Below are 18,502 nucleotides of genomic sequence, written 5' to 3'. Positions count from 1 at the left end.
ATGAATATGGATGACGTCCAGCAATTGGTTCGCCGCGTAAGGCAGAAGTATGTTGATTATTTCGTCGCCGCTGCCGGCGAACTTGCTCGCAACGGCCAAGGATCGCATGCGACCGAGGTCAAGTTTTCGAACGTCGATTCCTTCTATCGAAATCTCATCGCGGTTGATTTCGTCGGCAATGACGGACAGCCAAATCCGCAGTTCATCAATAGCGATACCTATGTGAAATTCTCTCCGGATATTCACGCCGGGATCGGTGGAATGGATGTCCTCATCTCACCGTTCAAGTGGGACGAGGTTCATTTCAAATTCCCCGTAAATGAGCTTGACGGCGATCTCTTCGACGAATGGTTTCGCGGCTGGTTCGATATCGATGGCGAGCGTGAAACATCGGAGACCGTAGGAAGCATCATTCACAGTGCGCAATTGCTCGAGGGGCAACTGACGATCGATTTCGGAACCGCGGATGTCGACGCGTTCTGGCATCTTCTGCAAATACTGAGCAGGTCCGGCGTTCACGCGTTGGCGATAGGCACCGATGACATCGCGCAGCGTCTGAATTGAATTGCGCCTTGACGATCGTCGGCGCTTTCGCCCATAGCCCTGATCAAATTTCGATTTCCCGATAGGACCAGACAAAAATGGGTTTCAAATGCGGCATCGTTGGCTTGCCCAATGTCGGCAAGTCGACGCTCTTCAATGCGTTGACCAGGACGGCGGCGGCACAGGCCGCCAATTATCCGTTCTGCACCATCGAGCCGAACACCGGCGAGGTGGCGGTGCCCGACCCGCGCCTGCAGAAGATCGCCGCGATCGGCAAGTCGAAGGAGATCATCCCGACGCGCATCTCGTTCGTCGACATTGCCGGCCTGGTGCGCGGCGCCTCGAAGGGTGAAGGGCTGGGCAACCAGTTCCTCGCCAACATCCGCGAGGTCGACGCCATCGTCCATGTGCTGCGCTGTTTCGAGGATGACGACATCACCCATGTCGAGGGCCGCATCGATCCTGTCGCCGATGCCGAGACCGTCGAAACCGAATTGATGCTTGCCGACCTCGACAGCCTCGAGCGCCGCATCGTGCAGATCCGCAAGCGTGCCGCCGGCAAGGACAAGGAGGCAGCGACCGTACTTCCCATGATGGAAGCGGCGCTTGAACTACTGCAGGCCGGCAAGCCCGCCCGCATCCTGCTCAACGGCATCTCGGCTGAGGATCTGCGCATCCTGCAGGGACTGAACCTTTTGACGTCGCACCCGGTGCTTTACGTGTGCAACGTCGCCGAAGCCGATGCCGCCATCGGCAACGCCCATACCAGGGCGGTCGAGCAGATGGCGGCCGCGCAAGGTGCCCGCACCGTTGTGATTTCGGCGGCGATCGAGGCCGAGGTCGCCCAGCTCTCGGACGAAGAGGAAATGGAATTCCTGGCAACGCTCGGCCTGGACGAACCCGGCTTGAACAAGGTCATCCGCGCCGGCTACGAGCTGCTGCAGCTCATCACCTACTTTACCGTCGGGCCGAAGGAGACACGCGCCTGGACCGTGAACAAGGGCGCCAGGGCGCCGCAGGCGGCAGGCGTTATCCACACCGATTTCGAGCGCGGCTTCATCCGCGCCCAGACCATCGCCTATGACGACTTCGTCAGGCTGGGCGGCGAAGTGGCGGCTAAGGAGGCCGGCAAGGCGCGCGACGAAGGCAAGGAGTATGTCGTCCAGGACGGCGACATCATGCTGTTCAAGTTCAACACCTGACCAGGCGAGGGAGCCCAGCGGCCACCATTGCCGCCGCTCGATGCCAAACTTCAAAGCAGGGGTCGCGGTGCCTCTTGCGCTGCTTGACGGGCCGTCGTGCGGGGTCTAAGGGGCCTTTGCACCGGCCTCGCGCCTCACCTGCCCGTGTCCGTGCGATCTGACTGACGCGCCCCTCCAACGAACGCTCTTTGGCAACAGCAAGGGAGACCCGGCGATGATCAAGGCCTTCGTCGTCGACAATGATCGCCTGCGCCTGGTCGACGATCTCCTGCAGAACAGCGACACTGTGGTCTGGGTCGACCTCTTCAACCCGACAAAGGAAGAAGAGACGACAATTGAGACCTGGCTCGGCATCGCCGTTCCGACCCGCGAAGAGATGGAAGAGATCGAGATCTCGAGCCGTCTCTACGTCGAGGACGGCGCCTACTTCATGACCGCCATTCTGCCTGCGCAGACCGAGGTGGACGATCCGTTGATGTCGCCGGTTACCTTCGTGCTCGCCGGCAGCAGGCTGATCACCGTGCGGTACCACGAACCGAAGGCGTTTAAGACCTTTCCGCAGCGCGCCGAGAAGGTGGCGACCGGTTGCACCAGCGGCGACACCATCCTGATCGGACTACTGGAGGCGATCGTCGACCGCCTCGCCGACATTCTGGAGCGCGCCGGCCGCGACGTCGAGGCGATCTCGCGCGACATCTTCGAGGCACGCTCGACCAAGGTTTCCAAGCGCAACCGCGACTTCCAGGAGCTGTTGAAAGGCATTGGCCGCAAGGAGGATCTCGCCTCCTCGGTCCGCGACAGCCTGATCTCGCTGCAGCGCCTTGCCGGCTTCCTCGCCCATGCCTCCACGCAGACCAGGATGAGCAAGGATACCCGCGCCCGCATCAAGACCTTGTCGCGCGATGTGCTGTCGCTCGCCGACCACGCCACGTTCCTGTCGCAGAAGATCAGCTTCCTGCTCGACGCGACGCTCGGCATGATCTCGATCGAGCAGAACGCCATCATCAAGATCTTCTCCGTCGCCGCTGTCATCTTCCTGCCGCCGACGCTTGTCGCTTCAATCTACGGCATGAATTTCGACATCATCCCCGAGCTCAAATGGCACTTTGGTTATCCCTTCGCCATCGGCATGATGGTGCTTTCGGCAATCCTGCCCTTCTGGTATTTCCGCCGCCGCGGCTGGCTGTAGGGTCATCAATACCTCCGCTGCGGCTTGGGCGCCGCAGGCTGGCGCACTAGAAATTGCTTGACCAAATGCCGCGCTGCCTGCATCCGGGACCCCGACCCGCAGCGATCGTACAATCCTGAACAGGATTTCCAGACCATGACCGCAAAGACCTGGGCTTATGAGGATTTTGTCGAGGGCGCTTCGCTCGACCTCGGCACCAAGCTGGTAAGCGCCGCCGAAATCATAGAATTCGCCGGCGAGTTCGATGCCCAGGCGATGCATCTCGACGAGGCTGCGGGTAAGGCCAGCATCCTCGGCGGGCTGGCGGCTTCGGGTTGGCACACCTGCGCCATGTTCATGCGCATGCTGTGCGATGCCTTCCTGCTCGACTCGACCTCCCAGGGCGCGCCAGGCGTCGACCAGGTCAAATGGAAACGGCCGGTCCTGGCCGGCGACCTGTTGAGCGGCAGCACCACCGTCCTTGCCAAGCGCCTGTCTAGATCGAAGCCCCGGCTTGGCCTGGTGACCATGCGCAGCGAGTTATTCAACCAGCGCGGCGAAGGTGTTTTCGAGCTCGAAAACGCCGTCATGTTCCTCACCCGCGAGGGCAGTGCGTGAGCCTCGACGAATTCTTCTGCATCGGTATCACCGTCACGCTCGGTTCGCATCGATTCGAACCGGAGGCGATCAAGGCGTTCGCCCGCAAATACGATCCGCAAGTTTTCCACATCGATGAAGAGGCGGCGAGGAACAGCATATTCGGCGGGCTCTGCGCCTCGGGCTGGCACACCGCCGCCACCTGGATGAAATTGAACCTCCAGGCTGGCATAGAGGCAGAGGTCGCCCGCTGGCCCGGCCCCGGGCCGGTGCCGGAATTCGGCCCCTCGCCCGGCTTCAAGAACCTCAAATGGCCCAAACCTGTCTATGCCGGGGAAACCGTGACTTTCACCCGCACGGCGCTGGCCCACCGCCCCATTGCCTCGCGACCGGGCTGGCGGCTGCTGACGCTCCGCTCAGAGGCCTTCGATTCGACGGGCGACAAGGTGATCGAATTCGAAAGTGCCGTGCTGGTGAAGGTGGGGTGAGCGGAATTCTTCCCTTCTGCCACGGGGGAGAAGGAAGAAACGCTCAATGCCCCTCAAACCCGATCAGCGTCCTCACCGGCACGCCGAGCCCCTCTAACCTCTCGCGGCCGCCAAGGTCCGGCAGGTCGATGACGAAGCAGGCGGCGAGAATGTCGGCGCCGATCTGCCGCAATAGCTTGACGGCCGCCTCCGCCGTGCCGCCGGTGGCGATCAAATCGTCGACGAGGATTACCTTCTCGCCCGGAGAAACACCGTCCTTGTGCATCTCCATCTCGTCCAGCCCGTATTCCAGGCTGTAGGCGACGCGCACCGTCTCGTAAGGCAACTTGCCCTTCTTGCGGATCGGCACGAAGCCGGCTGAGAGCTGGTGGGCGATGGCGCCGCCGAGGATGAAGCCGCGCGCCTCGATGCCGGCGATCTTGTCGATCTTCAGGCCGGCATAGGGATGCACCAGTTCGTCGATCGCGCGGCGGAAGGCCCGCGCATTGCCGAGCAGCGTGGTGATGTCGCGAAACAGGATGCCCGGCTTGGGATAATCCGGAATGGTGCGGATCGCGGCAAGCAGCGTCTCTTCGAGCGAGGACTTCATCAAGCGGCTCTCCGGGCCATTCAGATTCGGCTAAAGACGTGAAAGGAATTGGCCAATCGTAACCCGGTGCAGCCAAGTCCGGCTACCGCCATGTGACGCCTGACGGAAAATTGTCCGGCAAAGGGCCTTGTTCAGCGCCGGCTGCGATGAATCGACATGCCTGCAATGAAAAGGGCGCCTTTCGACGCCCTCGCATTCTCTTATATCGCAGGGCTCAGTGCGCCACGCCGGCCCACACCTTGCGCTTGGTCAGGTAGACCAGTGCGCCGAACAGCAGCAGGAAGACCAGTACGCGAAAGCCGGTCTTCTTGCGGTCCTCGAGGTGCGGTTCTGCCGCCCACATCAGGAAGGCCGACACGTCGCGAGAATACTGGTCGACCGTCTGCGGCGCCCCGTCATCATAGGTAACCTGGCCGTCGGAGAGCGGCTTCGGCATCTTCAGCGACACGCCGGACAGGAAGTACGGATTGTAGTGCGTGCCTTCTGGTATGACCATGCCCGCCGGCGGCTGTTGGTCGTAGCCGGTCAGCAGCGAGTGGATGTAGTCGGGGCCGCCCTGGGCATATTGCGTAAAGATGTCGAACACGAAGCGCGGGAAGCCGCGCTCGACGCCGCGCGCCTTGGCCAGCAGCGACATGTCGGGCGGTGCTGCACCGCCATTGGCCGCCGCCGCCGCTTCCTCGTTGGGGAACGGCGGCGGAAAATGGTCGGACGGCTTGCCGGGACGATCGAACATGTCGCCGGCATCGTTCGGGCCGTCATGGATCGTATATTCGGCCGCCAGCGTCTTGATCTGCGCATCCGAATAGCCAAGGCCTTCCAGCGTACGGAACGCCACCAAATTCATCGAATGGCAGGCCGAGCAGACTTCCTTGTAGACCTTGAGCCCGCGCTGCAGCTGGGCCTTGTCGTAGGTGCCGAATGGCCCGGCGAAGCTCCAGTCCATTTCCTTCGGTTCGTCAATCGGGAAATGCGTCGGCGCCGCCTCATTGTGCGCCTCTTCCTGGGCGCTCGCTCCAGTGCCTGTGGCCCCAATGCCCGCGGCCACAAGGCCAAGCAGCGCCAACGAGGCGAGAATCTTCTTCATGCCATATCCCCTTGAGATTCTCTGACGCGCGGTCATCGTCCCGAGCATGATCTTGTCCGAAAACCGGTTTCCACTTTTCGGGATCATGCTCAGCCTTTGGTTTCCGGCGCGGCCGTGGCGCCGGCAGGATGTCCACCGCCACCCTTGTTCTTCTCGAGCACCGCCTCGGTGATCGAATTCGGCAGCCGCCGCGGCGTCTCGATCAGCCCAAGCACCGGCAGCGCTACCAGGAAGAAGGCGAAGTAGAACAGCGTCGCCATCTGCGCCATGAACACATAGCTGCCCTCGGCCGGCTGCGAGCCCAGCCAGCCGAGCAGGATGGCGTCGGCCATGAACAGCCAGAAGAACAGCTTGTACCAGGGCCGGTAGACAGCCGAGCGCACCTTCGAGGTGTCGAGCCACGGCACCAGGAACAGCATTACAATCGCGCCGAACATGCAGAGCACGCCGCCGAGTTTGGAGTTGATGGGCCCGATATTGAAGGTGATGGCGCGCAGGATCGCGTAGAACGGCAGGAAGTACCATTCCGGCACGATGTGGGCCGGCGTCTTCAGCGGGTTGGCCACGGTGTAATTGTCCGGATGGCCGAGATAGTTCGGCAGGTAGAACACGAAATAGGCGAAGACGAACAGGAACACGATCATGCCGAACCCGTCCTTGATGGTCGCGTAAGGCGTGAAGGCGAGCGTGTCGGTCTTCGATTTGACCTCGATGCCGGTCGGATTGTTCTGGCCGACGACGTGAAGCGCCCAGATGTGCAGCACGACGACGCCGGCGATCATGAACGGCAGCAGGTAATGCAGCGCAAAGAAGCGGTTCAACGTCGGATTGTCGACCGCGAAGCCGCCGAGGAGAAGCTGCTGGATCCAGTCGCCAACCAGCGGTATGGCGGTGAAGAAGCCGGTGATGACGGTGGCGCCCCAGAAGCTCATCTGGCCCCAAGGCAGCACATAGCCCATGAACCCGGTCGCCATCATCAGCAGGTAGATGATGCAGCCGAGGATCCACAGCAGCTCGCGCGGCGCCTTGTAGGAGCCGTAGTAGAGGCCACGGAAGATATGGATGTAGACGGCGACGAAGAAGAACGACGCGCCGTTCGAATGCAGGTAGCGCAGCAGCCAGCCCGAATTCACGTCGCGCATGATCTTCTCGACCGAATCGAAGGCGAGAGTGCTGTCGGCCGCGTAGTGCATGGCCAGCACGATACCCGTCAGGATCTGCGCCGCCAGCATGAGCGCGAGGATGCCGCCGAAGGTCCAGGCATAATTCAAATTGCGCGGCACCGGATAGGCGATGAAGCTGTCATAGACCAGCCGCGGCAGGGGCATGCGCGAATCGAACCAGCGTCCGATGCCGGTCTTGGGCGTATAGGTCGAGTGTCCCTCGCTCATCGAAATATCCCTTGCCTCAGCCGATACGGATCTTGGTGTCGGAAATAAACTGGAACACCGGTACCGCCATGTTCTCGGGTGCCGGCCCCTTCCGGATGCGGCCGGCGGTGTCGTATACGGAACCGTGGCACGGGCAGAACCAGCCGCCGAAATCGCCTTCCTGGCCGAGCGGGATGCAGCCGAGATGGGTGCAGACCTGGACCATCACCATCCACGCTTCCTTGCCCGGCGTGGTGCGGTTGGCGTCGGTCGCCGGCGCGTCGGCCGGCAAATTGGCATTGCGGGCAATTGGATCCTTGAGCTCGGCGAGATTGACCGCCTCGCCGTCCTTCATCTCTTGCTCAGTGCGGTTGCGCACGACCACCGGCTTGCCCCGCCACTTCACAACGAGCGACATTCCTGGCGTCAGCGAAGAGACGTCGACCTCAACCGAGGCAAGGGCCAGCGTCGAGGCATCCGGACGCATCTGATCGATGAACGGCCAAGCGACGGCGCCCGCGCCGACCACCGCGGCCATGCCGGTGGCGACGTAGAGAAAATCACGACGGTTGGGATCCTGGGTGTCGGTTGCGCTCACGGGTGCCTGATCCTTTCGCCTCTTCCATGCCGGCGGCCGAGCCTTGTTCCCGCTCAATCGCGCCGGCCCGACAGCGCATGGCGAACAGGCTAGCGAATTCCTCCGGCATTTGGGACTTGGGTTTATGCGTGAAGCCTGTTTTTGTCCAGACGGGTGAAGGCACAAGGGCAGATTGTCGCGGGGACGTAATTTGCCCGATGGAATGATTGGAAAATCGCAGGAAAACCAAACGACTGCGTTCGCCTCGACAGCGGGCGCTGGCGCGGTTTATCCTCGCCCTATGGCGCATGTTATAGACCGCGACAAATGGGCCGAGGCGCCCGACCACTGGCAGGGCGAGTTGCAATGCGGCGCCTACGGCTCCAACAGCTGCCTGATCTTCAACTACCTGCCTGAGATCGGCGGCGGCCCCAGGCTGCACAGCCATCCCTATTGCGAGATTTTTATCATCCGGACCGGGACCGGCCTGGTCACCGTCGGCGACCGGCAGATCGAGGCCACGGCCGGCCAGATCCTGATCGTACCGCCGGACACGCCGCACAAATTCACCAATCTCGGGCCAGGCCCGCTGGAAACCACCGACATACACGAGAACGGCAGCTTCATCACCGAGTGGCTGGAATAACGCCTCCCAAACCGATTCCGGTTTGGATCATACGCTGGCGCCGAGCCTGGCCAGCACGGCCTTGGGAATATTGTATTCCCGGATCACCGCGTCGTGCTTGCGCAGGCCGCAGAGTTCGCGCTGGATGAAATAGCCGTGCACCGCGTCGGCTGCGTCCTTGAGCAGCCGGGGTCGATCGTCGCTGTCGCCATTCTCGCGCAGCCTCGTCAGTGTTTTCTCGACGCGCCGGCCGGCGCGGCCGAGCGCTGCCGCCTTTTCGCCGAGGATTTCATGGCCAAGCAGATCCAACGCGCTCTCCTGCGCGCCGGACCGTCCAAAATTCGATGGCAATCTCACCGCCATGATTTCACTCCGGTCTATGGAAAACTACTCCGCCGGCCGGGTCTCGGCCAACGCGCTCTCTTCGTTGAACAGGAAGCCGCCGGACTGCCGTTTCCACAGCCGTGCATAGAGCCCGTCGAGCGCAACCAGTTCGTCATGCGTGCCTTGTTCGACGATGCGGCCCTCGTCGAGCACCACCAGCCGGTCGAGTGCCGCGATGGTCGACAGCCGGTGCGCGATGGCGATGACTGTCTTGCCTTCCATCAGCCTTGCCAGATTCTCCTGGATTGCCGCCTCGATGTCGGAATCGAGCGCCGAGGTCGCCTCATCGAGCACCAGGATCGGTGCGTCCTTGAGGAAGACGCGGGCGATCGCCACGCGCTGGCGCTGGCCGCCCGAGAGCTTGACGCCGCGCTCGCCGACAAAGGCTTCATAGCCAGTACGATCGCGACTGTCGCGCAGGCCGAGGATGAACTCCTGCGCCTCGGCCTTCTCCGCTGCCGCGATCACCTCGGCGTCGGTTGCTTCCGACATGCCGAGCTTGATGTTGTCGCGCAAGGAACGGTGGAAAAGTGCCGTATCCTGGCTGACGACGCCGATATTAGCGCGCAGCGAATTCTGCGTGACCCTGGAGACGTCCTGCCCGTCAATGGTGATCTTGCCGCTCTCGAGGTCGTAGAGGCGCAGGATCAGGTTGACCAGCGTCGTCTTGCCTGCGCCGGACGGCCCGACCAGTCCGACCTTTTCACCCGGCCGCACCACGAGGTCGATGCCGTTGAGCACGCCGGACCCCTTGCCGTAATGGAACTCGACGTTTCTGACGTCGATGCGCCCACCGCCAACGAGAAGCTCTTTCGCGTCGGGCGCATCGGTCAGGCCGAGCGGCTTCGAGATCAGCGCCTTCGAGTTTTCCAGCACGCCGAGGTTCCGCAAAATACTGTTGAGCTGCATCATCAGCCGGCCGAGCAGCATGTTCAGCCGCAGCACCAAGGACAGCGTGAAGGCGACGGCGCCGACGGTGATCGAGCCTTCGACCCAGAGATAGACGGCAAAGCAGGCGATCGCCGTGATCATGATCCCCGACAGCATGGTCAGCGCCATGCGCACGCCGGTCAGCCGGCGGGTGAACGGGCGCAGCGCGTCGAGATAGATGTCGAAGCCGTTCCTGATATAGCGGTCGTCGCCATCGGCCGAGAACAGCTTCAGCGTCTGCACGTTCGAATAGGAATCGACGATGCGGCCGGTGATCATCGAGCCGGCTTCGGCGGTGGCCTCGGCATGCTTGCGGATCGCCGGCAAATAGCGTCTGGCCAGCAGGCCGAAGGCTGAGATCCAGATCACCACCAGCACCGCCAGCCTGAGATCGAGCCCGGCGACCAGCGCCAGCGTCGTCACCGTATAGACGACCATGAACCAGACGACCTCGATGAAGCTTTCCATCAGATCGCCGGTCGCCTGCCCCGCCTGCCAGACCTTGGTCGCGATACGTCCGGCAAAATCGTTCTGGAAGAAGGCGTAGGACTGGCGCGACACATGGCGATGCGCCTGCCAGCGCACCAGATTATAGAAACCCGGCGTGATCGTCTGCTCGTCGACCAGCGCCGACAGGCCGACGACGATGGTGCGGATGACCAGCACCACGGCGATCATGAAGACAAGTTCGGGGCCGGCGGCAGTCCACAAGGCATGCCAGCTACGTTCGCCAGGAAGCTGGTCGAGGATGTCGACCAGCCGCCCGACGAAGTAGAACAGTCCGGCCTCGACCAACGGCGCGATGCCGCCGATCACCAGCATGGCGAAGAAAGCGATCTTCGCCTGCCCGACATAGTGCCAGAGGAAACCCCTGACGCCGGCAGGTGGCCGAAGGTCCGCGGGCTCCCGGAACGGATAGACCCAGTTCTCGAACCAGCGGTAGATGGCAGTCATCATTCGGCGGCTTCACCCTTGGCGAGTGCATCGTTGGCGGCTGCATCGTTGGCAGAGGGGCCGTCGTCGAGCAGGAAGCCGCCCGACTGGCGCTGCCAGAGCTGGGCGTAGAGCCCGCCGCTGGCAACGAGTTCCTCATGCGAACCTTCTTCGATGACGCGGCCCTTGTCCATGACGACGAGCCGGTCCATGGCGGCGATCGTCGACAGCCGGTGCGCGATGGCGATGACGGTCTTGCCTTGCATCAGTTTGTAGAGGTTCTCCTGGATGGCCGCCTCGGCCTCGGAATCGAGCGCGGACGTCGCCTCGTCGAGAATGAGGATCGGCGCGTCCTTCAGCATAACGCGGGCAATGGCAATGCGTTGCCGCTGGCCGCCGGACAATTTGACGCCGCGATCGCCGACATGCGCGTCGAAATTCTTGCGGCCACCGGCGTCCGAAAGCCCTGATATGAAATCAAGCGCTTCGGCGCGGCGTGCCGCCTCGACCAGCATCTCGTCACTGGCGTCCGGCCGGCCATAGAGGATGTTCTCGCGCACCGAACGATGCAGCAGCGAGGTGTCCTGCGTGACCATGCCGATCTGGGCGCGCAGCGAGTCCTGCGTCACCGCCGCGATGTCCTGGCCGTCGATCAGGATCTTGCCGCTTTCAAGGTCGTAGAAGCGCAACAGAAGATTGACCAGCGTCGACTTGCCGGCACCCGAACGGCCGACGATGCCGACCTTCTCGCCCGGCTTCACCGTCAGCGACAGGCTTTCGATCACGCCCTTCTGCTTGCCGTAGTGGAAGCGGATGTCCTCAAAACGGATCTCGCCCTTGGTCACGGCAATATCCTTGGCCCCAGGCCTGTCTTCGACGAGGCGGGGCAGCGAGATCGAGCTGATGCCGTCTTGCACCGTGCCGATATTCTCGAACAGCGTGGACATCTCCCACATGATCCATTGCGACATGCCCCACAGCCGAAGCACGAGGCCGATGACTAGGGCGACGGCGCCGATCGTCACGGCCTGGCCGAGCCACAGCCACAGCGAGATCGCCGTGACCGAAAACAACAGCAGCGAATTCAGGATGTAGAGCAGGCCGTAGAGCTGCGTCACCAGCCGCATCGACCGATAGACGGTATCGAGAAAGCCGGCCATGCCTTCCCGGGCGAAGGACGCTTCGCGCCGCGCATGCGAGAACAGCTTGACCGTCTGGATGTTGGAGTAGCTGTCGACGACACGGCCGGTCATGGTCGAGCGCGCATTGGCCTGCTCCTCACCGACCTTGCCCAGCCGCGGGATAAAATAGCGCAAGAGCAGGACATAGCCGGCAAGCCAGACGGCAAGCGGCGCCGCCAGCCGCCAGTCTGCCGAGCCGACGATGAACAGCATGCCGAGAAAATAGACGACGATATAATTGAGCACGTCGATGAGCTTGATGACGCATTCGCGCACCGCGAGCGCAGTCTGCATCAGCTTGGTCGCGATGCGTCCGGCGAACTCGTCCTGATAGAAGCTCATCGACTGCTTGAGCAGATAGCGATGCACCTGCCAGCGGATACGCATCGGATAGTTGCCCATCAGCGTCTGCTGGTTGAGGAGCGAATGGAACCAGACCGTCGCCGGCAGCGCGAAAACCACGATGAAGGCCATGCCGGCCAGCTTCAAGCCTTCGGTCTGCAGGAACGTCTCGCGATTCTGCGCCGACAGCCAGTCGACGATCCGGCCCATGAAGCCGAACATCCACACCTCAGCCAGCGCGATGGCCGTCACCAGCACCGCATCGAGAGCGATGTAGGGCCACGCGCCGCGCGTATAATGCACGCAGAAGGCGATCAGCGTCCTCGGCGGCTCGACCGGTTCCGCAGCCGGAAACGGATCGAGCCTTTTTTCAAACCAGCTAAACATAGTGATGCTCACAATATTGTTTCCGCTCACGCGGCACGGGAACGGACGACGTGCCCAGACCGCATGGCGTCAAGGACCGGCGATACGGAATCGTCCGCCTCGCCGGTCCTGCTTCGCGCTATATAGGTTGTCGCGGGCCTTTCGCCGACAGTTTCGTTTGACGATGCTGACGACGTTTTGACGATCCGGATTTTCGCGCCGGTTTTTGCACCAGGCCGGATGAGCCTGATGATCCGGCGCACCAGCGACGGCCGGCTATAGTCCGGAACGGCATGCGAGAAATCGACGTCCGGCAGCATGCCGCGATGCGGACGCTGGCGGGTCTCGGCGTGAACCGCCGACGAGTAGGTCTCGCCGATTAAAAGCGCCCAAGTCGCGGTTTTGCGCTCGTGCAGGCTTCTTGAGCCGGGTATTCTACAGGGATCGAACATCGGTCCGTCCTCCAGTTGAAGATGCAGATAGAAGGGTGAACCAACCCGGACCGTGGGCACGCGCCGCGCGGCAAGGGTGATATCGGTCGAAGCACGTTCAGGTGGGGCGTTCAGCCCCTTCGACAGCTTGAAAAACATCGCCGGATTCCTTCGAAGGCCGAAAAAGGTTTCGGCGGGAATCGGTGCGATTGAAGTCTAGAAGTTCAGGAGAATCGTCGTACCGAAACCGCCGTCGGGCTGGTAAGCCCACGAGAGGGGTGGTGGATGTGCATGGCCATCATGAATTACCCCTTCATCGGTTCGGGTTGACAATGCTGGCCGTATAACCGACTTCGCAGAAAATGACCACCCGCCAGTCCAGGAATTTCCAAAACCGCGAGAGCTCTGTGGCTGATCTGCCACTTATTAGAAAGACGCGGAAATGAACGACCGTCTCCGCATTGCGCTCTACCAGCCGGATATCGCCGGCAATACCGGGACTATCCTGCGCTTCGCCGCTTGCCTCGGCCTTGGGGTCGACATCATCGAACCGACCGGCTTCCCGCTCTCCGACCGGGCGCTGAAACGGGCCGGCATGGACTATCTCGAAATGGCGGCGCTGACCCGGCATGTCGACTGGCACGCCTTCGAGGACTGGCGTAAAGGCGAAGCGCGGCGGCTGGTGCTGCTGTCGACCAAAGCCGCGAGCGCCTATACGGATTTCGTCTTCACCGGCGCCGACGTTCTTCTGTTCGGCCGCGAATCCGCAGGCGTTCCGGATCATGTCCACGAGGCGGCGGATGCGCGACTGACCATCCCGATGCAGGGCACCGCGCGCAGCATCAACGTCGCGCTTTCCGTCGCCATGGTGGCTGGCGAGGCGATGCGGCAGCTTGGATAGGATTTGCAGACCGTCAGCGCGCGCGGCGAGTACGGCCGCTTTCTGGTCGACGACTGCGCCCTCTCTTGTCATTCTAACCCAGGCGCACATCGCCTTCTCCTGCGGTTTGCCTATCCAGAATTTCTTCGTTACAAGCTCAACTTAACCTGAGGTCAAGCGGAAAATCGGAGATGGCTGCGGCAACGGAATTGACAGTCGGCCAGGTGGCGATGCGCAGCGGCGTCGCGGTGTCGGCGCTGCATTTCTACGAAGCGCGCGGGCTGATCCGCAGCCATCGTACCGCCGGTAATCAGCGGCGCTACGGCCGCGACGTGCTGAGGCGTGTGGCGATCATAAAGGTGGCGCAGGAGGTCGGCATTTCGTTGGCCGAGATCGGCACAGCACTTCGATCACTGCCTGAAGGCCGAACGCCGACGCGCGAGGACTGGAATCTGCTGTCGACGGCTTGGCGCGACGAACTCGACCAGAAGATTGCCCAGCTCAAGAAGCTGCGCGACGGGCTGACCGACTGCATCGGCTGCGGCTGCATGTCGATTGACAAATGCCCGCTGCGGAACAAGGGCGACCGGCTGAGTACCCGGGGGCCGGGAGCGAGACGGCTGTTGATCGAGCGTTAATCCGCCGCCGGCAGCCGCCTGATGGTGAATTCGATGACGTCGCCCGGCCGCTCGAACCAGCTTTCGATCTCGGTCCAATAGGCCTGCTTGGGAAAACGCTCGAACCACTCTTTCGCCTTGAGGCGCGCGTCGGAGCGCGGCAGCACAAAGGTCTCGCGCAGGAAGCCGTCGCGCGGCATGCGCGCGTTCTCGGCGCGCGAACGGTCGAGCCTCTTCTTCAGGCCATCCAGCGGCGGTCTTGCCGGGGTGCGCACGAAAGAACTCCATTCACACGTGACCCTTGCATCCAAGAGATTAGGGATCGCGGCCGGAAAAGACGAGTCATTTGTCGGGGTACGCCCCGCAACCGGAGACAGCATTTGCAACGACCCGAGATACCGGCGGGGCTGCCAGCCGACATCGAACAGAAGAAGATGAAGGCACGGCTGTGGTTCGAGACGTTGCGCGAGCGCATCTGCGCCAGCTTCGAGCAGATCGAGCAGGACCTGCAGGGGCCGCAGGCCAGCTGGTCGCCCGGCCGCTTCGAAAAGACGCCGTGGCAACGCGATGCCGGCAACGGTGGCGGCGGTATCATGTCGATGATGCATGGCCGCGTCTTCGAAAAGGTCGGCGTCCACACCTCGACCGTTCATGGCGAATTCTCGCCCGAGTTCAGGAAGCAGATGCCGGGCGCCGACGACGACCCGTCCTTCTGGGCGAGCGGCATTTCGCTGATCGCCCATCCGTGGAACCCCAACGTGCCGGCCGTGCATATGAACACGCGCATGGTCGTCACATCGCGCCTGTGGTTCGGCGGCGGCGCCGACCTGACACCGGTGCTCGATCGCCGCCGCAGCCAGGACGACCCCGACACGATCGCCTTCCACAGGGCGATGCAATTTGCCTGCGAGAAGAACGCGGCGATCGCCGACTTCGCGAAATTCAAGGCCTGGTGCGACGAGTACTTTTACCTGCCGCACCGCGACGAGCCACGCGGCACCGGCGGTATCTTCTTCGACTGGCTGCATTCGGGCGAGGACAAAGGCGGCTGGGACGCCGATTTCAACTTCGTCCAGGATGTCGGGCGATCCTTTCTCGTCGTCTACGGGCATCTGGTGCGCGCCAACTTCAACGACAACTGGACCGATGGCGACCGTGACGAGCAGCTCATCCGCCGCGGCCGCTATGTCGAATTCAACTTGCTTCACGATCGCGGCACCATCTTCGGGCTGAAGACCGGCGGCAATGTCGCCTCGATCCTGTCCAGCCTGCCGCCAGAGGTGAAATGGCCGTAAAATCTCGGTGAGCGCGACGTGAGCCGCAATCGGGTCCAAATCCCGAGAATTTGACGGCGAATGTGGCGCAAGGCGCGCCAGAAAATATCTTTTTCGTCTAATATACTATTGAAAATATTGGGCTATTTGTCGCGTCGGGCCGGGAAACGCCGGCGGTTCTTACCCCCCGAGAGCTGCGACCCGACGTGACCGGACGGCCCATGATTAAGTGGGGTACCTCTCCCAAGCAGGTGCCCGCATTTTCCAGGAGAGCATGCCATGCGCAAGCTTATTATGACCGCAGCCGCTGCTGCCGTTCTCGCCTCTGGTACCGCCGCATTCGCCGCGGTCAAGCACACCACCGGCACGATCAAAAGCTTTGATGGAACGGCGATGAGCCTAGTTCTGGATAACGGAGCCACCTTTACGTTGCCCCAGACCTTCAAGGATCCTGGCCTGAAGGTCGGCGAAAAGGTCCGCGTCACGTGGGATATGAGCGGCAAGGACAAAATTGCCGAGGCAGTCAAGATCGTGAAGTGATGGCCTGCCCGCTGGAGCAAGACAACGTCTTGCCTCGGAGGTAGCGTAGAGGGCGGAGCAGCGATGCTCCGCCTTTTCGCAAACCCGTACACTAGAACGCCGCTTGTCGGCTTGGACGCGCGGCGCTCTAAGGCAACCAAAACCGTTCGATCGTGTTATGCTTAGCTGGCCAGCGTATAACCCGAATGCCGGAACCCGGTTTCGAGATCATGCGCGAGATCAAAGGTCTGGAGCTTCCGTGTCAGTGCGCTGCGCGGCGCTCCAAGGAGGAAATGAGGAGAAGCCGATGAAGGAATTCCATTGCGGGTCGCTCGTACCCGGCTGCGAGTGGCACACACGCGCCGAGGAGGAGGCAGAGGTCATGCGTCGTGCCGTCGAGCATCTGCGCGAGACGCATGGCGAGACGGTGATCCGCGAGACGATGATCGAGGCGATCCGCTCGCGCATCGAAAAGGTCCGCGACGCAGCGTGATGGTTAGGATTGGAGTGCCTCTGCGGCGCGCTTGAGCAGCGCGCCGCGATCAAGCGCAAAACCGGACTCGACCCATTCCTTTTCAAGATTCTTCAACGTTGCACCAAGCTTCGGCCCCGGTGAGGCGCCAAGTGTCGTCAGATCGGCGCCCTTGATCGGAAAAACAGGGCTTTGCCATTTTGCGGCGAAGGCAAGCAGGCGCGAGAAGCCGCCGGCTTCGAGCAGTGCGTCATTGTCTTCGACCGCGCGGGCTCGAGCGGAAGCGAGCGACAGCCGCAACCGATCGACAAAGCCTTGGCGGTCGCCAGAATAGAGCTTTTTCGCCAACTCTCCTTCGGTTGTTTTCGGATCGATGGCAGCGGTCATCGCCCAGTACCGCAGGCGGCTTGCCTCGCTCACGGAAAGCCTCAATCTCTCGGCAAGCGTTTTCATGCGCGCGGCATCCGGCGGCACGATGGCTTCCAGCCTGAGCAGCGGGTCCGGCGCCCAGGCCAGATCCTTCTCGGTCTTGGTCAGCCCGTGGATGGCATCAATGCCCCATTTCTCGCTTTCCGGCAAAACGCCGGTCAGAACGCCGGCCTGGCGCATCCACAGCAGCGCCCGCGACGGATCTGGCGCTGACAGCAATTTCTTCAACTCCCACCAGACGCGCTCGACCGAGAGCTGGTCGAGCCCCTGCTTCAGCCGGGCGCAAGCCTTCAACCCTTCGGCATCCGGCCTGCCGTCCCCATACCAGGCGAAAAAGCGGAAGAAACGCAGGATGCGCAGATAATCCTCGCGGATGCGCGCTTCCGGATCGCCGATGAAGCGCAGCCGCCGCGCTTCGATATCGGCGATACCGCCGACCAGATCGACGACAGTTCCGTCAGCTTCGGCGTAGAGTGCATTGATGGTGAAATCGCGCCGCTCCGCGTCGGCTTTCCAGTCGCGGCCGAACGACACTTTGGCGCGGCGGCCGTCGGTTTCGATATCGGCACGAAGCGTGGTGATTTCATAGGCCTTGCCGTGGGCGACCGCGGTGACGGTGCCATGCTCGATGCCGGTCGGCACCGTCTTGAAGCCTGCCGCCTCGGCGCGCCGGATGGTTTCCTCGGGCACTGTGGTGGTGGCGATGTCGATGTCGGCAACCGGCTGTCCGATAAGCGCATTGCGCACGGCACCGCCGGCGACACGCGCCTCCTCGCCACCGTCGGTCAGCGCGGCGAGGAGGCGCTGCAAGTGGCTTTCGTCGAGCCAGCCGGCCTTGCCCGCGATCGACACCGGATCGCTCACGAATAGAGCCTTTCATAAAGCGTTCGGATGATGCCCGCAGTAACGCCCCAGATGCGCTGGCCGCCATAGGGCATCTCGTAAAAGAACCATTCGAGGTCGTTCCACATGCGGCTGTCCCTGGTGTGGTTGGCGGGGTCCATCAGAAAGCCCAGCGGCACCTCGAAGACGGCATCGACTTCGTCGGAATTCAGCGTCAGGCTGAAACCGGGCCGCACAATCCCGAGCACCGGGGCGATGCGATAGCCGCTGCCGGAGACGTAGTCCGGCATGCGGCCGAGGATCTCGATATGATCCCCATCGAGACCGATCTCCTCGAACGTCTCGCGCAATGCCGCCGCTTCCGGGCTCACATCGGTTGGATCGATGGTTCCGCCGGGGAAAGCCACCTGCCCCGAATGGTTGCGCAGCTTTTCCGCCCGCCGGGTCAAAAGGACCGTGGCCTCGTGGCCATGGTCGACCACCGGGATCAGCACGGCGGCATCGCGCAGCGCCTTGGCCAGTTTCAGCCTGGGATGACCCGGATTGAAGCGGTGGTCGCCAAAATCGTCACCGGCATGCGCCTGCGGCTGCGCCACGACGCGCTGGCGAAACTCGGCGGCGGAAAATGGCACCGGCGTCACCTGATCCATCATAG

The 18,502-nt window shown here is 62.3% G+C and carries 22 protein-coding genes; 11 read left to right on the top strand and 11 right to left on the bottom strand.

All coding sequences use genetic code 11. The features are described from left to right. The 5 genes from NKH29_RS15820 to NKH29_RS15800 all read left to right on the top strand — a co-directional run bounded on the left by NKH29_RS15820 (nt 1) and on the right by NKH29_RS15800 (nt 3,998). Nucleotides 1–564: a hypothetical protein gene (locus tag NKH29_RS15820; RefSeq protein WP_352482088.1), complete on the top strand. Its 564-nt coding sequence runs from the start codon at nt 1–3 to the stop codon at nt 562–564. 77 nt (nt 565–641) lie between these two features. Further along, nucleotides 642–1,745, top strand: a complete 1,104-nt coding sequence (gene ychF, locus NKH29_RS15815; protein WP_023719199.1) for a redox-regulated ATPase YchF — start codon at nt 642–644, stop codon at nt 1,743–1,745. 214 nt (nt 1,746–1,959) lie between these two features. Further along, nucleotides 1,960–2,934 (top strand): magnesium/cobalt transporter CorA, encoded by a 975-nt coding sequence (corA, locus tag NKH29_RS15810; protein ID WP_023719200.1) that lies wholly within the window; start codon nt 1,960–1,962, stop codon nt 2,932–2,934. Between the two features lie 135 nt (nt 2,935–3,069). Next, nucleotides 3,070–3,531, top strand: coding sequence for a MaoC family dehydratase (locus tag NKH29_RS15805; protein WP_023719201.1), 462 nt, complete (start codon nt 3,070–3,072; stop codon nt 3,529–3,531). Further along, the gene (locus NKH29_RS15800; protein ID WP_023719202.1) at nt 3,528–3,998 is read left to right on the top strand and encodes a MaoC family dehydratase; all 471 of its coding nucleotides are present in this window, start codon (nt 3,528–3,530) and stop codon (nt 3,996–3,998) included. Before NKH29_RS15805 ends, NKH29_RS15800 begins: the two co-directional genes overlap by 4 nt. A gap of 43 nt (nt 3,999–4,041) precedes the next feature. Here the strand turns inward: NKH29_RS15800 and NKH29_RS15795 are convergent, their stop codons facing one another. The 4 genes from NKH29_RS15795 to petA all read right to left on the bottom strand — a co-directional run bounded on the left by NKH29_RS15795 (nt 4,042) and on the right by petA (nt 7,642). Further along, nucleotides 4,042–4,587, bottom strand: a complete 546-nt coding sequence (locus tag NKH29_RS15795; RefSeq protein WP_023719203.1) for an adenine phosphoribosyltransferase — start codon at nt 4,585–4,587, stop codon at nt 4,042–4,044. A 214-nt stretch (nt 4,588–4,801) separates the two neighbouring features. Further along, nucleotides 4,802–5,674 (bottom strand): cytochrome c1, encoded by an 873-nt coding sequence (locus tag NKH29_RS15790; RefSeq protein WP_023719204.1) that lies wholly within the window; start codon nt 5,672–5,674, stop codon nt 4,802–4,804. Nucleotides 5,675–5,763: 89 nt separating this feature from the next. Next, nucleotides 5,764–7,065: a cytochrome b gene (locus NKH29_RS15785; protein WP_352516104.1), complete on the bottom strand. Its 1,302-nt coding sequence runs from the start codon at nt 7,063–7,065 to the stop codon at nt 5,764–5,766. A 16-nt stretch (nt 7,066–7,081) separates the two neighbouring features. Beyond that, the gene (gene petA / locus NKH29_RS15780; protein WP_023719206.1) at nt 7,082–7,642 is read right to left on the bottom strand and encodes a ubiquinol-cytochrome c reductase iron-sulfur subunit; all 561 of its coding nucleotides are present in this window, start codon (nt 7,640–7,642) and stop codon (nt 7,082–7,084) included. Between the two features lie 280 nt (nt 7,643–7,922). Here petA and NKH29_RS15775 point away from each other — a divergent pair, with 280 nt between their 5' ends. Beyond that, on the top strand, nt 7,923–8,267 hold the full coding sequence (locus NKH29_RS15775) for a cupin domain-containing protein (protein ID WP_352858896.1): 345 nt from the start codon (nt 7,923–7,925) through the stop codon (nt 8,265–8,267). 27 nt (nt 8,268–8,294) lie between these two features. Here the strand turns inward: NKH29_RS15775 and NKH29_RS15770 are convergent, their stop codons facing one another. The 4 genes from NKH29_RS15770 to NKH29_RS15755 are packed head-to-tail and all read right to left on the bottom strand — an operon-like array spanning nt 8,295 to nt 12,972. Continuing rightward, a complete protein-coding gene (locus tag NKH29_RS15770) occupies nt 8,295–8,609 on the bottom strand; it encodes a DUF6665 family protein (protein ID WP_352846587.1) in 315 nt (104 codons plus the stop codon). A gap of 24 nt (nt 8,610–8,633) precedes the next feature. Further along, nucleotides 8,634–10,517, bottom strand: coding sequence for an ABC transporter ATP-binding protein (locus NKH29_RS15765; RefSeq protein WP_352546823.1), 1,884 nt, complete (start codon nt 10,515–10,517; stop codon nt 8,634–8,636). Further along, nucleotides 10,514–12,403 (bottom strand): ABC transporter ATP-binding protein, encoded by a 1,890-nt coding sequence (locus tag NKH29_RS15760; RefSeq protein WP_352482081.1) that lies wholly within the window; start codon nt 12,401–12,403, stop codon nt 10,514–10,516. Before NKH29_RS15760 ends, NKH29_RS15765 begins: the two co-directional genes overlap by 4 nt. A gap of 26 nt (nt 12,404–12,429) precedes the next feature. After that, nucleotides 12,430–12,972: a hypothetical protein gene (locus NKH29_RS15755; RefSeq protein WP_352482080.1), complete on the bottom strand. Its 543-nt coding sequence runs from the start codon at nt 12,970–12,972 to the stop codon at nt 12,430–12,432. A gap of 283 nt (nt 12,973–13,255) precedes the next feature. Between NKH29_RS15755 and NKH29_RS15750 the strand changes: the two genes are divergently transcribed. Both NKH29_RS15750 and soxR read left to right on the top strand, forming a co-directional pair. Continuing rightward, nucleotides 13,256–13,714 (top strand): tRNA (cytidine(34)-2'-O)-methyltransferase, encoded by a 459-nt coding sequence (locus NKH29_RS15750; protein ID WP_023719212.1) that lies wholly within the window; start codon nt 13,256–13,258, stop codon nt 13,712–13,714. Nucleotides 13,715–13,884: 170 nt separating this feature from the next. Then, the gene (gene soxR, locus NKH29_RS15745) at nt 13,885–14,331 is read left to right on the top strand and encodes a redox-sensitive transcriptional activator SoxR (RefSeq protein WP_023719213.1); all 447 of its coding nucleotides are present in this window, start codon (nt 13,885–13,887) and stop codon (nt 14,329–14,331) included. On the opposite strand, the gene NKH29_RS15740 is transcribed toward soxR, so the two are convergent. Continuing rightward, nucleotides 14,328–14,585: a hypothetical protein gene (locus NKH29_RS15740; RefSeq protein WP_023679487.1), complete on the bottom strand. Its 258-nt coding sequence runs from the start codon at nt 14,583–14,585 to the stop codon at nt 14,328–14,330. The two genes, soxR and NKH29_RS15740, sit on opposite strands and share 4 nt — an antisense overlap. A gap of 105 nt (nt 14,586–14,690) precedes the next feature. Between NKH29_RS15740 and hemF the strand changes: the two genes are divergently transcribed. The 3 genes from hemF to NKH29_RS15725 all read left to right on the top strand — a co-directional run bounded on the left by hemF (nt 14,691) and on the right by NKH29_RS15725 (nt 16,596). Further along, nucleotides 14,691–15,605: an oxygen-dependent coproporphyrinogen oxidase gene (gene hemF, locus NKH29_RS15735; RefSeq protein ID WP_353000086.1), complete on the top strand. Its 915-nt coding sequence runs from the start codon at nt 14,691–14,693 to the stop codon at nt 15,603–15,605. Between the two features lie 258 nt (nt 15,606–15,863). Beyond that, on the top strand, nt 15,864–16,124 hold the full coding sequence (locus NKH29_RS15730) for a DUF1344 domain-containing protein (protein ID WP_023679489.1): 261 nt from the start codon (nt 15,864–15,866) through the stop codon (nt 16,122–16,124). 286 nt (nt 16,125–16,410) lie between these two features. Next, entirely contained in the window at nt 16,411–16,596 is a 186-nt protein-coding gene (locus tag NKH29_RS15725) for a DUF1059 domain-containing protein (RefSeq protein ID WP_023679490.1), read from the top strand. A gap of 3 nt (nt 16,597–16,599) precedes the next feature. Here NKH29_RS15725 and NKH29_RS15720 read toward each other — a convergent pair whose 3' ends face one another. Continuing rightward, the gene (locus NKH29_RS15720; RefSeq protein ID WP_352482077.1) at nt 16,600–17,868 is read right to left on the bottom strand and encodes a CCA tRNA nucleotidyltransferase; all 1,269 of its coding nucleotides are present in this window, start codon (nt 17,866–17,868) and stop codon (nt 16,600–16,602) included. Next, complete coding sequence (locus NKH29_RS15715) at nt 17,865–18,497, bottom strand: CoA pyrophosphatase (protein ID WP_023719217.1); 633 nt, start codon at nt 18,495–18,497, stop codon at nt 17,865–17,867. Before NKH29_RS15715 ends, NKH29_RS15720 begins: the two co-directional genes overlap by 4 nt. Nucleotides 18,498–18,502: the final 5 nt, after the last annotated feature.

Source organism: Mesorhizobium sp. M1295 (assembly GCF_040318135.1).
GTDB lineage: Bacteria > Pseudomonadota > Alphaproteobacteria > Rhizobiales > Rhizobiaceae > Mesorhizobium.
Note: the sequence above shows the minus strand (reverse complement) of the source record. Positions and strands in the feature narration are given on the sequence as shown.